Raw genomic sequence first — 14,785 nt, 5'->3', positions numbered from 1 at the left:
TTTAGACAAAAAAACACCCAACCAAGTTGAGTGTTTTAACTAAACTAAAGAGAAGTGCCGCTAAATCAAATTATTTTTTCTTCTTTTTCTCAGCACGTTTTTTCTCAATCAGGGTTTGAGCGGTAGTATTTTCTTCCCACCAATCGCCCATATCTTGCCAGTAGAGATAAGCCTGCTCTTTACCACCAATTTCGATACCATAACTATTGATACCCATACCGCGTGGTCTAGGATGACGCTTTTTAAGAATTTCATGCGCCACTTCAGGCAAGTTATCTTTTGCGATATCCCACTCTTTTTCAGCCTTATCTAATTTATCTTGATAACAGTAAGCCAGCACCTTACCGAAAGCGATATTTGCAAGCATATCCTCTGGATAGTTGTCGCAAATTCGAATTATTTTCTGATACTCTTCGGTAAACATGTACCATTCTATCAGCGCTTCACGCATACCTAGGTTGTCATTAGGGCAAACTTGTAGCAGCCTTTTTCCCTGCTCGCAGGCTTCATCAAAGCTCATATTGTCAGCATAGACATTTGCCAGCTGAAACAGCGCTCGCAAAAAGGGACGGTTCTCCATGATGCCCCATGGCAGCTTACTTTTTTGCCAATTAAAGTTTTTGGGGAAATACTCTAAGTATAGGCGCATACATTCGCGGCTACTCAATAGTGCTAAAAAGCTGTCATCATGCTGCTCACACAAAAATGCTAAGTTAAAGTAAGCATCAGGGTCATTCATATTCTCTAATACTAAAAACTGAGCAATATCACGAGCCACTTCATAACCTTCTTTCTCCAGCGTCATCTGTATCACTTGGAATGAGGTTGGCGGCTGCTCATCAAAGTCTTGCACAATTTCATGCTGAAATTTGGTCATGACTTCATTCATAATATCGTTGATATCACGACCTCTTTTTACCTCGGCATCTACAAAGGCTTTTATTTTAAGATTAAGCGCTCTACCAGCGCCAAGCGCATTTGATCTATTGTCAGCCAACTTATCGCTAACGTCATCTTCAAACATCCACTCGTTTTGTCCCACATGAACCAGTTTCATAGTCCATCACTCCTTTGCGTTGATATTACAATCATAGCATATGAATAATTATTCCCACTCAATCGTCGCCGGCGGCTTGCTCGACACATCATAAGTCACGCGAGATACTTCCGCGATTTCATTCATAATGCGGTTTGATACCGTTTCAATCAAATCATACGGCAGGTGTGCAAAGCGCGCGGTCATAAAGTCCACGGTCTCAACCGCACGTAGCGCAATCACCCACGCATAGCGGCGACCATCGCCGACCACGCCGACCGATTTGATCGGTTGGAATACGGCAAAGGCTTGCGCGGTCTTATCATACCAGCCTGAACGCTCCAGCTCTTGCATAAAGATAGCGTCAGCTAAACGTAGCACGTCCGCGTATTCTTTTTTGACTTCGCCCAAAATACGCACGCCCAAGCCTGGTCCTGGGAATGGATGACGATAGATCATTTTGGCAGGCAAACCTAAGGTAATACCCAGCTTACGCACTTCGTCTTTAAACAGGTCGCGTAGTGGCTCAATCAATTTGAAGCTCAAGTCATCAGGCAGACCGCCGACGTTGTGGTGGCTCTTAATGACGTGCGCTTTGCCTTGGTGCGATTTTGCCGACTCGATAACGTCAGGATAAATCGTTCCTTGCGCCAAGTATTCAATCTCTTTGCCGTCGGTGTTGGCGCTCACATCACGCGCGCTGTCAGCAAATACGTCGATGAAGGTTTTGCCAATGATTTTACGCTTTTTCTCTGGATCCGACTCGCCAGCCAGCGCGGTTAAGAAACGCTCTTCGGCATCGACGCGGACGACTTTGACGCCCATGTTTTCTGCAAAAACTTGCATGACCTGATCGCCTTCGTGCAAACGCAAGAGGCCATTATCTACAAACACACAAGTCAGCTGGTCGCCAATGGCTTTGTGCAATAGCGCTGCCACAACCGAGCTGTCCACGCCGCCTGATAAGCCGAGCAAGACCTGCTTGTCACCGATTTCTTCTTTGAGCTGCGCGATACGCATATCTGCGATGTTATCAGGCGTCCAATCGCCCGCGCAGCCACAGATTTGATGCACAAAACGACCGAGCAGCGCCTGACCTTGCAAGGTGTGCGTCACCTCTGGGTGGAACTGAATGCCGTAATATTGCTTGTCGTCATTCGCCATAATGGCAATCGGGCAGCTTGGCGTGCTGGCAACGATATCAAAGTCGCTTGGCGCTTCAATCACTTTATCGCCGTGGCTCATCCAGACGTTGAGTTTGCTTGGGCTGTCTTCGATGCCGTCAAGTAGCGCACAGTTGCCTGTCACGTCGATGGTCGCTGCGCCAAACTCATGAATGTCGCTGCCATGTACCTTACCGCCGAAGCGCTCTGCCATTGCCTGCATGCCGTAGCAGATGCCAAGCACAGGCACGCCCAGCTCAAATACCGCTTCGTTAATACGTGGGCTGTTGTCTTCATGCACACTCTCAGGACTGCCCGATAAAATGATGCCCTTGGCACCAAAATCAGTGATGCGCTGGGTGTCGATATCGTACGGGAACATCTCACAAAACACGCCTGCATCACGGACGCGGCGCGCGATCAGCTGGCTGTATTGCGAGCCAAAATCGAGGATTAAGATGCGATCTTGTTTAATTGCAGGAGTGGCAGCGGTCATAAATCAATGTCCATCAATAGATAAATTGGTGCCCTATTTTAACAAGTTTCGGGGCAATGATGGCGATTCGCGTGCGGTTTATTCACAACTATTTTGTTGATGCCGTAAATTTAGAATGGGTGATCACACTGTTGCATACCCAATATGGCATCTCATTATCATTATATGGTATAAAAAATACAGTACGGTGACATGGACATTGTTATCGTGGATGCTGTTATCGCGCAAGTGTGCGATGTGGAAGGGACACTACATTATGTTCGCCTTTGATTTAAACCTCAAACTGCTGGCTTATCACGCCATGCAACTGAGTATCGCCTTTATCCTGTCGCTGCCCATTGCGCTCAATCGCGAGTTTCAAGACAATGGCGCAGGCCTGCGTACTTTTCCTTTGGTTACCATTGCCTCATGCGCCTTTATGCTGGTAGGGATGGACATCTACGACAGCCCCGACGCCCAAGCGCGCATTATGTATGGCATCATCACTGGCATGGGCTTCATTGGCGGCGGCGCGATTTTCAAAAACAAAGATGGCGCAAAAGGCACCGCAACGGCCGCAGGACTTTGGAACACTGGCGCGATCGGTATTTCAGTGGCTTACGCTCGCTACGAAATCGCCATTATCTTATCCGTAGTGGGATTTTTAATATTGCAATTTTCCACACCATTTAAAACCAAAGCCAAGCATAAAGACAAATCTTAATTCTTTCTACTCTTTGACTTGCCAACCATCTACTTTAGCTTCAGACAGAATATCATCTGCTAACCACCCCTCTTTCAGTAATCTTAACTTCAATTTACCACGCTACTCTCTTTTGATTACTTTCCTGCACGTATTTTAGCGCTATTAAATATTATTTATTTTATACCTCTTGCTATTAAGCATTTTTACACAGGCCAGTACTCACAAGGTCTGAAATCCCTTACAAAAACTACGTGTTTTTTGTTGAATAATTTGACTGTAACTTCTTGAAAACAAACGTTAATTATCAGTCTAACTTTGTTACATAATCATGTAGATTATAAACATGGATGCCCAAAACACCAGTGAAACATAGGGATGAGCAGCATATTGCCTTGGCAAAAAAACAAGCGATTTTAGCAGCTTATACCATTGGCTTATTCACTCGACTGGTATTGTCACAGCAGGGTAGCGAGTAGACTGATTGTGATATTGCTACATTGAGACTCGGTAACACCGTTAAGACTTGCCTGCCTCATAAATAGCCTTATAGGCAGATAATTGTTGGTTTTTTATAATAGTAAAAGTCAATAACCCATTCAATAATAATGGTGCTGCCGTCTTTGTTTATCGACGACATCAAGCCCTAACGCTTCTAAAAAAAGGATGAAGAAATGAAAGATATGGACTTCTTACCTCACTCTGCTCTAAAACTTAGTACTCTCACTTTAGCCATTGCCGCCGCCTCTTTTGCCACTACCAGCACCATGGCAGCTGAATGTCTGCTCAATGATGCAAATGACACTACCACGACATTAGGAGCAACCAGTAACAGCGATAGCGCACTGGCTATCGGTGAAAATGCGGACGCACAAACCGGCTTTTCTACCGCGATTGGTAATGAAACTATCGCTAACGGTACCGACGCCTTAGCCATTGGCGACACTGCCAATGCAAATGGCAATTCAACCACTGCGGTCGGCGGTGAGTCTGTGGCGACAGGCCCAGGCGCGACCGCTATCGGCTGGCAATCTGGTGCAAATGCAGAGCGCACGCAAGCATTTTTGGCGCGCGGGGTGGGATGACTTTTGCTTGGTAAGCAGTTGTAATACCGTATGACATTAGGGCGTTTCCCTAATTCAAGCGTTTATGACTAAATGGGCTAAAAATGGCTAAATCATGGCTAAATCTTTGGCAAACGGTGTCAAATAGCTGGCCAATATCTTGATATTACCTGCGCTATTTTCCTTGTTTGCCTGCGATTTATCTCATTTTTATCACCATTTTTAAAATAGGGACACACCCTAGCAGAACAATCTCGCTACGTCGGGATTTTTTTGTGGTTATATTTCATTATTTTTCGTCAGTTATCCTTTTATACAACCTCCTCGTCTCTATATTTTTGGTACTTCACTAAATTTCTTAAGTTAATGACTGAAAAACTTACGTAACATTACGAGATAGTGCAGAAACTAACACTTAATAATCAATATGTTACCGAACTTTGTATTACTATGAATTTGTTCTCTCAAGCGCCAATTAAATATTTCATTAAAACCAAAGCGCTATTTGCTGGCCCTGTTTCCAACGTCCACAGCTCGATAACGATAAGAACAAAAGATGATGACTCCTTTATCGCCTGCGTCTCGTATGATGCACAGTGTGCAAGATACTGTTTTTGCGCCCGTATCATCTCAGTCGACTGCTGCCACGATTGCCTTTAGCTTCCAGCTAATGACACGGGCGGAGCCACCTGAGATTGTGATTGCAACCATTAAGTCGTTATTGGCTGTCAAACAGGCAGTGGATGAAATCTTAATTATTGATAATAACCATACGGATAAATCTCTTTATCAACCGCTGGCCGCCTTTTGTGAATCGCTAGATGCCGCGCTCAACGTGCGCTTTTATCATATTGATGAGATTGCAGGCTACAAAGCGGGTGCGCTTAACTTGGCGCTGGCGTGGATGGACAGACGCTGTAGTCATATCGTGGTGGTAGATAGCGATTATGAAGCATTGCCGCATGCCCGTGAGGCGATGGTACAAGCCATTAACGACTATCCTGAGCACACACTATTACAGTTTCCGCAGTTTTATCGCAGCGCCCATCTTGAGGACATTCACAGCGAGCTAAATCACTACTTTAACCATCACCTATATCAGGCGCGCAATCGTATGCGCGCCTTATCGACAGGCACCTATGCGGTCATTCGCCGTCATGATTTGCAGCAGCTGGGCGGCTGGTCAGGCGCATCAATCACCGAAGACGCGCAGATGGGGGTGCTCATGCATCAGCATGATATGCGTAGCGCCTTTATTCCTACAGTGATTGCAACAGGACTGCTGCCCGCAACCTTGTGTGATTTATTGGCACAGCGTCAGCGCTGGGTATATGGCAATATGCAGATTTTTTGTCGCTATCTTGCCGCGCCATTGTTACGTCGTCTGCATCCGACGTATGCCGCGAGTATGGCGACAACCAAACACAGTAAAGCTGAGCAGCGCCGCTATCAGCGTGCGCATCTGTCGCAGCTTAGTGCATGGGTCAATGGCACAGGGATTTTAATCTTGCTTCAGCTTATAACCGTGATGCTGATGGCGCTCACCTTGATAGTGGGGCACGACAGCACATGGGCGTTACCGATTTTGGCTGTCATCTATACAGGTTACGGCGTATTTTTACTGCGCCGCTTATGGGCGTATTTGCGCGACCAAGCCCCACTCACCCAGCAAATGCAGCGCGGCTATCGACATTCTATTCCTAAACGCTTACGCACATGGCTGATGCATTTAAACTTTTGGGAAGTGGGCGCGCTGTGCTGGTTGCCAGTATTGTGGGGACGACAAAAACCCTTTGTGTGTACCCCAAAAATCGCTCCTGATGCCACGCAATCAGCGCTAAAGCACGCCAATCGCCGTGCCTTACCCAAATTACTGTTGACGTTAAATGCGCTCACTGCCCTATTAGTATCACCGCTGTCTGCGGCTTATTCCCCGATATTATTTGCCTGCGCGCTCACCGTCTTTGGTTTAAAACTCATTGCCGCAAGACTTGCCTTAGCCAATTACAGCGCGGCCAGTGAGGCCGAGTACCTACATTCTTTACCAGAACCATCAGCACCTTTTCCCTTATTAAATACAGAATATGTAAAACCACTAAACATTCAAAAAATGCCCTTTATCGAGACGACTGATCGCGTACAAGATAAGCGGACCATTAACTTTTAACCTTTATTTTACTTTTTATTTTGCGCACATTTTTATCCTGACTTTTATCTTTATTTTCAATAACAACAACATAACAGCAGCGGCCATAACGATGATGAGTAAACGCCGCCATAGGAAATATTATGCCCCCTTTATCTTTACCCACTGCTTCTGTCACGCCGCAAAAGCGACCCTTACGCATTGCGATCATTGCGCATTCTTTATACCCGATTGCTGAGCCTTACGCAGGCGGGCTTGAGATGATTACGCATCTGCTGTGTGACAAGTTGGTTGCGGCGGGGCACGAGGTGCTGCTTTACGCGCATGCTGACAGTCAGACGGAGGCGACCCTTGTACCGCTATTGTCGCGTCAAGAATTTGAGACGATGGTCTATCCAAACGAGCATGAGTCGGTGGCGATGGGGCGCGAGGAAATGTACCAATACCTAACCTATCAACATGCGCTACGCGATATCATCGAGCGTGACGGACGCGGCGAGATTGATGTGGTACACAATCACAGCTTGCATCACATTCCGATGATGATGGGTCAGGTCTTTGGCAAGCGCTTTTTTACCACTTTTCATACGCCGATTTTTCCGCAGCTGCGTTTGGCATTATTGACCCTACAACTGGGCACCGATACGCAATTCACCTCGATTAGTACCTGCCAGCAAAAGCTGTTTGCCGAGTTTGTGCCATCTAAAGTGGTGTATAACGGTATTGATGTGGACTCTTTTGACGCGCAGCTGACACCTATCGATGACGAAGTGTATCTGTGGTACGGACGTATCTGCCCTGAAAAAGGCACGCATTTGGCAATGCAATATTGCTTGGCGGCAGGCAAACGCCTGATTATCGCAGGCCCCAAAAGCAATGCACAGTATTTTGAACAATTTGTCGCGCCGTTATTACTCCAAGACAAGCAGCAAGGCAGCGATTTGCTCGACTACGTTGGTCACAAAACCAAAGCAGAGATTAACCGCTACTTGAGTCAAGCGACGGCGATGCTGTTTACCAGTACATGGGATGAGCCGTATGGGCTGATATTGGCAGAGAGTCTCGCCTGCGGCACGCCTGTGATTGGCTTTGATGTGGGTGCGTGCGCGGAGATTGTCACGCCTGAAACGGGCATTGTGGTCGCGAAAGAAGACAAAGCCGCCTTTATCAAAGCCTTTGATAATATCAAAACCATCTCACGGGCGGCGTGCCGTGCGCGTGCCAAGTTATTTTGTGCTGATACCGCTATGGTCGATGGCTATTTAGACTTGTATTATCAAACGCTGACACCAGAACAACAATCGCTATCCACAGCGCAAAAGCCCAGTGCTGCTACGCCCAAGCATTTACCTTCCATGCCAGCACCACAAGCGACGCCAAGTCTCGACACCTTGCCACAGCACGCCGAGGGTTAAGGGATGCGCATCGGCTATTACGCCCATCATCACGGCTCGGGGCATTGTCGGCAGGCGGACAAGCTGGCGGCGCTGTTGCCTGAACCTGTGCGCGCGCAGTTCACGGTGTTTACCAGTGTGTCTGCGGCGGACTATAGCTTTAGCAATATCAGTGAGGCACAAGTCATCCGCCTCGCGCCTGAAGATGAGCGCGCAGATGATGTCATTAAAGGGCGCGCGGGACACTACTGGCAGCCTGAGAGCTTACACTATTCCCCTGTCGGCAGTCGCGACATTCAAGCGCGCAGCTATCAGCTGATAAAGGCGTTGCACGCGCGGCAGATTGATCTGATGATCATCGATGTCAGTGTGGAAATTGCCATGCTGTGTCGCACGATCAGCATGCCGTATCTGTACGTGCGCCTGACTGGCGTGCGGGACGATACGCCGCACGTAGAGGCTTTTAAAGGTGCGCTGGCAATGCTTGCACCGTATCCGCGTGCGCTTGAAGCGATAGACACGCCTGCATGGATACCAAAGAAAAGCCTATATTTGGACTTTATCGGTACAGCGCCCAGTGCGGAGTTGACCCGTTCCGAGTTTTTGACATTACTCAATGATTTAGCAGACGATGCTACGCCGTATCGTGAGGGCGCGCCTATTATCACGGTGATTAAAGGCTATGGCGGACACCAAGCCATCGATGCGCGCCTGCCCACATTGCGTGAGCTGCTGCCCGATGCCTTTATCATCTCGCTCGGTCCTATTAGTGATAACATGCGCCACTTGGTCGATATTGCCACACAGGTCAAAGACGTGCGCCCGTTTATCATCCATAGTGATGCCTTGTTTATGGCGTGCGGGCTGAACAGCATCGCGCAGGTCTATTACGAGCAGACGCCCATTATCGTACAGCCTGATGCGCGTCCACATGACGAGCAAGTCGCCACCGCCAATGCTTTGATTGCGCAAGGTCGGGCGCTCAGCTGGGATGACTTTTGTGAAACTGTGCAAAATAATAACGGTCAGCTGCCTACGCCGACAGCCATTACGCAGACAGCGCCTGACTCGGACACCTCAGCAGCCGCATTGATGCACAGCTTTGGCGACTATGGCGATACCAAGGCATGGTTTCATGAGTGGCTGTTGCCCAAACTTGAGCTGCGTCCTGAGCGCTAATATTCATTTAATAATAAGAAAAACTAAGCCTATGATCCATCACGACCCAATCTCCCCGAAGCGACCGACCGCCTCCCCGAAGCGACCGACCGCGCCTGTGAGCGTCATCACTACCTGCTACGGACGCAACACGCACTTATATAATCTGCTTGCCGCGCTTGCCAACAGCAGTACGCTACCCGCCGAAGTCATCATCGTCAATGACGACGCCGACCCCGAGCGCCTACTAAGCGAATATGCGCTGAACATCGTGCAGATTCCAACCACGAATGATGGCAACGATAAGCAAGCGCGCTTTGATATCGGGCACAATCGCAATATCGGCGCCACGCACGCGAGCCATGATGCGCTGATATTCTTAGATGTCGATTGCTTGGTTGCTGTGGACAGCATCGCGGGACTATATAGCAAGCTCATGGCGCACCCTGAGGCACTACTGATGGGACAGCCCAAATATCTGACGCGCCCGCTATCAGCCGCCGAATCGACAGAACTGGCAGCAGATATGCTGAATGATGCCGCGCTAGATACGCTCTCGGTATACAACCCCTACCGCCCGAACTTTGCGCCAACCGACTCACTCGCGCCCGCCGCGATAGCGCAGACCGAGGACTTTGGCACGTTTTGGAGCTTGTGCTTTACCATCACGCGCCAGCAGTTTGAGGCGCTTGGCGGCTTTGACACCGCTTATGTCGGCTATGGCGCGGAGGATACCGATTTTGCATTTCGCGCACGCGCGTGCGGCATGCCGTTTTATCTGACTGCCGAAATCGTCTACCATCAGCAGCACGGCGTCTATCGTCCGCCGCTGAACCACTTGGACAGCATCGTTATCAATGCCAATCGCTTTTATGATCAGTGGCAACATTGGGCAATGGCAGGCTGGCTGGGTGAGTTTGCCGCGCTTGGCTTAATTGACTGGCAGGCGGCGCAGACAGCGCCGATTACGCTACTGCGCGCGCCTACGGAACAGGAGCTGGAGGAGTCACATTGTCCTGATGCGCCGTTTGTTTAAGTGTGGTTTTATTTGTGCGTAGTGGGCGAGCTTGGCACAAAAGTGAAAGCGCCCAAACAGTACCTGCGCTCAAGCCCGCATGGTAAGCTATCTCCGATAGAGTAAGGGTATAGATATTAATGTTCAATGGTTATGACCGATTGAGCTTTGGTGTGATAAGTATTTTTAGCTTAGAAGTGGTTGAAAATTTAGACCATACTATTTTGTACAATTCAACATACATTCGCAGCTAGTTGTAGGAGAGTTGAAAAATTCCGAGGAAATGCACATCTTAAACTTTGTCCGAGTTTGCGACAAAGTAATTATAGTATTTTTGCGCCTCATCCTCTGAACCTAACGCAACGTCAATAAGCATTTGAAGACCCCATAATGGACCTGGAGTAACCTGCTCTAAATCTAGATCTTCAGGATAAGCCTCTGGGTCTATTGCCATATCTAGGTTTACAAACCACCAAATCTCTATCTTTCTCAATAAACCGACCATTTCTTCAAAAGTTTCTGTGACATCAAAGTCAATCCTAGCCGAAGCAAATGTTAACATTTCATGAGCTAAGGTGTTGCGGCACCTTTTGATATACTCAAATTTCTCTAAATCTTCATCATCAATGGCACCCATATCTCGTAGCCACGTTAAAGATGCATAGAGTCGGCTTCTATTCAAGACAAGCACCTTTTCTTTATACTCAGCGCTAACAATCATTCCATTTTTATCGAACCCATTAGTAAAAAAGCCTTTTATCTTTTCAACAATACTATTCTTGAGCATCTCGAAGCCCATCGAAAATATAGAGGCTGTAATGATATTTTTTTTAAGCGTCCTGGGGTGAAGTACACGCTCCCATGATGCTTTAACTTTTTCATCCATGTTTGATCTCGATTAATAGAATCAATAGTTTGCTTGTTTCACTAGGTCAGCAATAAGGCATTGCCCATTTTCTCAACAATGCCTTAACTCCCCAACCCCTCAAACGCCATCACCATCCGCGCCAAACCCGCTTCTAACAGCATACGCGGACAGGCAACATTGATACGCATTTTGAGATGTCCTTCCTCACCATATTTGATTCCAGCATTGAGCTCCACTTTCGCCGCACGTAAAATATCATAAAGCTGCTCGTCGTCTTGACTATATGCTGAGCAATCCAGCCAAATCAGATAAGACGCTTCTGGTCGCATTACCTTGATATTGGGTAGATGTTCAGCGAAAAACTGCAAGGTAAACTCAATATTGTCCTCAATATAGGCAAGCAGTTGCGCCAGCCATTCACCGCCCTCACGATAGGCGCTGTGCATCGCCGCATAGGCGAACATGTTGAGCTCATACTCATCGTTTAGATGCTGCTGGGCGTCAATTTTTTCTATCAGCGCGGCATCCTTAGCAAAAATCAGCGAGCCTTTGATCCCCGCGATATTAAAGGTTTTGGTCATCGAGGTCAGGCTCACCACTTTGTGCTCATAACCTTGTGCCAGCGTTAAAAACGGTGTAAAGGTATGCCCGCGCAAGGTCAAATCTTGGTGAATCTCATCACTGACAATCGCTACATCATGCTTTTTGCACAAGTCTAGCACCGCATTCAGCTCATCCGCCGTCCACACGCGCCCGCCTGGGTTTTGCGGATTGCACAGAAAGTACAGCTTGATACTGTGCTTGATGATTTTGGCTTCCATATCGTCCAAGTCCAGACGATATTTGCCGTCCGCTTCCACCAGCGCTGAGCGCACCAGCGTGCGCTTATTTTGCGTGACTTTGCTCATAAAGGGCGTGTACACAGGATCATTGACCAGTACCGCATCCCCTACCTCGGTAAAGACGTTCATCATCAGCGCTAGGCTTGGGACGACACCTGGGGAGAACAAAATCTCCTTATCCGTGAGCATCAATCCATAGCGGCTACTATGCCAATCAATAATCGCCGCATACAACGCTTCGGTCGGTAAGGTATAGCCCAATATGCCATGCTGTACGGCTTGCTCAATCGCGTTTAAGATAGGCGGTGCGGCCTTAAAATCCATATCCGCCACCCACAGCGGAATCGTATCATCGCTATAGTGCCATTTAAGCGACCCCGTACCACGTCTATCGATGACCTCATCAAAGTTATACAACACCCGCACTCTCCTTCATTTAAAATAATGGTTCAGGGTACAACAGGAATGGCGTCATCAACAATCGCTTTATGCAGGATATATAAAGCCGCTGTCTGATTATCAACATCACGCCTATTTCGTCCCTTTTAAAACCTGATACTATTGGCTAATAGTGGTATACACTCAAAGCATCAATCAAGGAGACCGATGATGACGACACCAGAACAAAAGCCGCCTAAGGACACGCAAGCATACGTCTTGACCAAATCCGATATCGATAACACGCCTGAGACTAAGCATATCCACCAGTTCAATGAGCACGCTATCCGCCATACGGTGTCGCTCAGTGATATCGTTGGTCTGACCAAGTTTGGCTTGCACCTCGTACGGGTGGAAGCGGGAGATGAGACGACGACGCATCACTATCATGAAGAGTCGGATGAGTTCATTTATGTACTGTCAGGTGAGCTGTCGCTGCGCTACGGTGATGAGCAGTATGAGCTGAGTGCTGGAGATTTTGTCGGCTTTCCTGCGCATGGCGCGGCGCATTCGATGCGCAATGAGAGCGATGCCGATGCCACTTACCTGATGGGCGGCAGCCGACCACCGATCGATATTACCCTGTATCCAGAGATCAATCGCAAGATGTATAAGATTCATGGTAAAAAAGAGTATGTGGATATGGAAGATTTGGGTGAGGTTTGAGCTGTATAGTGGTGAAAAGTAGCCAATCCTGCCATCCGCTATTATCTGCTTATCTAGGCGTGGCGAGGCTACGGTTTGAGTCATTCCTGTTTAGTCACGATACTGCCCCAAAACCTAGCCTTCGCAACACGCTTATCCAAGTAGGATAGACGCTACTGTCAGGGCTAAAAAGCTTCTCAAAATGACTCTTGTATGATTACAAACTATTCATTATTACTTTTCTCAGAAGACAGCTCTTTAATAGCATTAATCAGCTTAGTTTCATTCTCAGCAATAGCGTTTTTAAATGCTTGGTAGCTTGTGACTTCTTGTGGAATTGCTAATTTAAATTTGTAGATACTGCCACCGAAGCCATTAAGTAATCCCATCTTCAAGTCTAAATTTGTCGTTTCACTTGGGGCAATATAGCCACCAATACTTGCTTTATATAAAAACAAATACGAAAGTAATTGGTTTAGGTCGTCACGATTAATTTCATTATTTTTCATACGCTTATATTTAGCGTCTAAAATAATACGACTGTCTTTAATAAAATCAGGATAACGACGCACGTTATTCCCTGAAAGCTTTTGAACATATACCTTGATACCACCTTGTTGAGTATTGTTAGTGGGATGGTCATATCCAATTGGATGTAACAGCGTGTTGAGGTACTCCTCCCATAACCACGCTCCATCAAACAAAATGCCATGAGCCTTATCATCGTTGTTAGCGTATTTCAGACCTTCATAACGTAAAATTTGCAGACAGATTTTTTGCAAGCCACTATATTCCATAAAGTAAGGATGGACAAAGGGCTTACGGTTAGTATTGATGATAGTATATCGATCGCGTGCATGATATGACGGCGTATGCTGGACAATCAGATTGATAAAATCAAGTGTTTCGCTGTCGCTATGTAACACACCTCTTAGGTTAGGTTGTTGTTTAATAAACTCTATAGTGTGTCGAATAAGCTGTGATATTGGGTTATCAAAACTATGCTCGCGCACACTGTAGGCAACGTTACCTCTAAACGGTAAGTTTCTCTGTACATGAGTTTTAATATCGATAGTACCTTTAAGGTTACTATCATTATAGGTTTTCTTTTGATACTCCTTATATAAGCCCTGTGAAAGGGCTTTTTTAAGAAAATAAGGAAACAAATATACCAAAAAATCAAATAGGTTAGTTTGATTTCGGCTATGTTTTAAGTCGAACAAGTTAATACACAATACTTTTTGCAGCATATAATGTAGAAAATAATCTTCTTCAATAACCTCTTCTTGATTGGATTGGGCATCACTATCGACAACAGAAGCCCGAGCAAAACGGGACTGAATTTTTAACTGTGTATCTTTCACACCAATAAAGCCCATGACGTTGCCTGTCTCTAAAACGGTCTGAAACTCATTCACCTTTAATTCAAAAGTTGGCCTACTGGCAATATCGTCTTCGTTGTCTTCAAAATGAGCGGGGAAAATCAATAAATTGGGGTATGCGGTCACTAGCTCGCCAATACTTTTACTAGCGAGTAGTGATAAATCGGGAGTTTCCCAAACTCTGTGTAACTGCTTATAATCCACTAACAGGAGAATAAGCAATGACTACTCAATCTGACATCAAGAAACTGGCTGAGCAAATGGCCAGCAGCATGAAAAGCTTCGATGACATCAAAGACTTTCAAAAGCAGCTCATGCAATCTTTTATCGACACCGCACTTGAAGCCGAGATGGAAGACCACCTCGGTTACCCCAAGCATGAAAAGGCAGACAAGCCTAACAAGCGCAATGGGCACACTAAAAAGAGAGTCCGTAGCGACACAGGCGAGCTTGAGA

At 46.8% G+C, this 14,785-nt stretch carries 14 protein-coding genes; 9 read left to right on the top strand and 5 right to left on the bottom strand.

Going from position 1 to position 14,785, the window contains the following annotated elements:
• Nucleotides 1-70: 70 nt before the first annotated feature.
• Both L0G63_RS05595 and guaA read right to left on the bottom strand, forming a co-directional pair.
• Nucleotides 71-1,057, bottom strand: a complete 987-nt coding sequence (locus tag L0G63_RS05595; RefSeq protein WP_301449754.1) for a lipopolysaccharide assembly protein LapB — start codon at nt 1,055-1,057, stop codon at nt 71-73.
• A gap of 48 nt (nt 1,058-1,105) precedes the next feature.
• The gene (guaA, locus tag L0G63_RS05590) at nt 1,106-2,695 is read right to left on the bottom strand and encodes a glutamine-hydrolyzing GMP synthase (protein ID WP_301449753.1); all 1,590 of its coding nucleotides are present in this window, start codon (nt 2,693-2,695) and stop codon (nt 1,106-1,108) included.
• A 256-nt stretch (nt 2,696-2,951) separates the two neighbouring features.
• On the opposite strand from guaA, the gene L0G63_RS05585 reads away from it, so the two are divergent.
• The 7 genes from L0G63_RS05585 to L0G63_RS05555 all read left to right on the top strand — a co-directional run bounded on the left by L0G63_RS05585 (nt 2,952) and on the right by L0G63_RS05555 (nt 10,175).
• Nucleotides 2,952-3,398, top strand: coding sequence for an MgtC/SapB family protein (locus L0G63_RS05585; RefSeq protein WP_083499676.1), 447 nt, complete (start codon nt 2,952-2,954; stop codon nt 3,396-3,398).
• 329 nt (nt 3,399-3,727) lie between these two features.
• Nucleotides 3,728-3,856 (top strand): hypothetical protein, encoded by a 129-nt coding sequence (locus L0G63_RS05580; RefSeq protein ID WP_301449752.1) that lies wholly within the window; start codon nt 3,728-3,730, stop codon nt 3,854-3,856.
• Nucleotides 3,857-4,051: 195 nt separating this feature from the next.
• Nucleotides 4,052-4,462, top strand: coding sequence for a hypothetical protein (locus L0G63_RS05575; RefSeq protein WP_301449751.1), 411 nt, complete (start codon nt 4,052-4,054; stop codon nt 4,460-4,462).
• A 535-nt stretch (nt 4,463-4,997) separates the two neighbouring features.
• Nucleotides 4,998-6,608 carry a glycosyltransferase family 2 protein gene (locus L0G63_RS05570; RefSeq protein ID WP_301449750.1) on the top strand — a complete coding sequence of 537 codons (1,611 nt, stop codon included), beginning with the start codon at nt 4,998-5,000 and terminating at the stop codon, nt 6,606-6,608.
• Nucleotides 6,609-6,730: 122 nt separating this feature from the next.
• The gene (locus L0G63_RS05565) at nt 6,731-8,002 is read left to right on the top strand and encodes a glycosyltransferase (protein ID WP_301449749.1); all 1,272 of its coding nucleotides are present in this window, start codon (nt 6,731-6,733) and stop codon (nt 8,000-8,002) included.
• 3 nt (nt 8,003-8,005) lie between these two features.
• On the top strand, nt 8,006-9,160 hold the full coding sequence (locus L0G63_RS05560) for a hypothetical protein (protein ID WP_301449748.1): 1,155 nt from the start codon (nt 8,006-8,008) through the stop codon (nt 9,158-9,160).
• Between the two features lie 31 nt (nt 9,161-9,191).
• A complete protein-coding gene (locus L0G63_RS05555) occupies nt 9,192-10,175 on the top strand; it encodes a glycosyltransferase family 2 protein (protein WP_301449747.1) in 984 nt (327 codons plus the stop codon).
• Nucleotides 10,176-10,446: 271 nt separating this feature from the next.
• On the opposite strand, the gene L0G63_RS05550 is transcribed toward L0G63_RS05555, so the two are convergent.
• Both L0G63_RS05550 and L0G63_RS05545 read right to left on the bottom strand, forming a co-directional pair.
• Entirely contained in the window at nt 10,447-11,040 is a 594-nt protein-coding gene (locus L0G63_RS05550) for a hypothetical protein (RefSeq protein ID WP_301449746.1), read from the bottom strand.
• Nucleotides 11,041-11,123: 83 nt separating this feature from the next.
• Nucleotides 11,124-12,284 carry a MalY/PatB family protein gene (locus L0G63_RS05545; protein WP_301449745.1) on the bottom strand — a complete coding sequence of 387 codons (1,161 nt, stop codon included), beginning with the start codon at nt 12,282-12,284 and terminating at the stop codon, nt 11,124-11,126.
• A gap of 186 nt (nt 12,285-12,470) precedes the next feature.
• Between L0G63_RS05545 and L0G63_RS05540 the strand changes: the two genes are divergently transcribed.
• Nucleotides 12,471-12,968, top strand: coding sequence for a cupin domain-containing protein (locus tag L0G63_RS05540; protein WP_301449744.1), 498 nt, complete (start codon nt 12,471-12,473; stop codon nt 12,966-12,968).
• A 203-nt stretch (nt 12,969-13,171) separates the two neighbouring features.
• On the opposite strand, the gene L0G63_RS05535 is transcribed toward L0G63_RS05540, so the two are convergent.
• Nucleotides 13,172-14,455: a hypothetical protein gene (locus L0G63_RS05535; protein WP_301449743.1), complete on the bottom strand. Its 1,284-nt coding sequence runs from the start codon at nt 14,453-14,455 to the stop codon at nt 13,172-13,174.
• A 95-nt stretch (nt 14,456-14,550) separates the two neighbouring features.
• Between L0G63_RS05535 and L0G63_RS05530 the strand changes: the two genes are divergently transcribed.
• A partial coding sequence (locus tag L0G63_RS05530; RefSeq protein ID WP_301449742.1) for a transposase occupies nt 14,551-14,785 on the top strand: 235 nt, incomplete at its 3' end.

This window comes from Psychrobacter sp. (assembly GCF_030454045.1).
Classification (GTDB): domain Bacteria; phylum Pseudomonadota; class Gammaproteobacteria; order Pseudomonadales; family Moraxellaceae; genus Psychrobacter.
The sequence above is the reverse complement of the archived record's forward strand: the minus strand, read 5'-3'. Positions and strand labels throughout refer to the sequence as shown.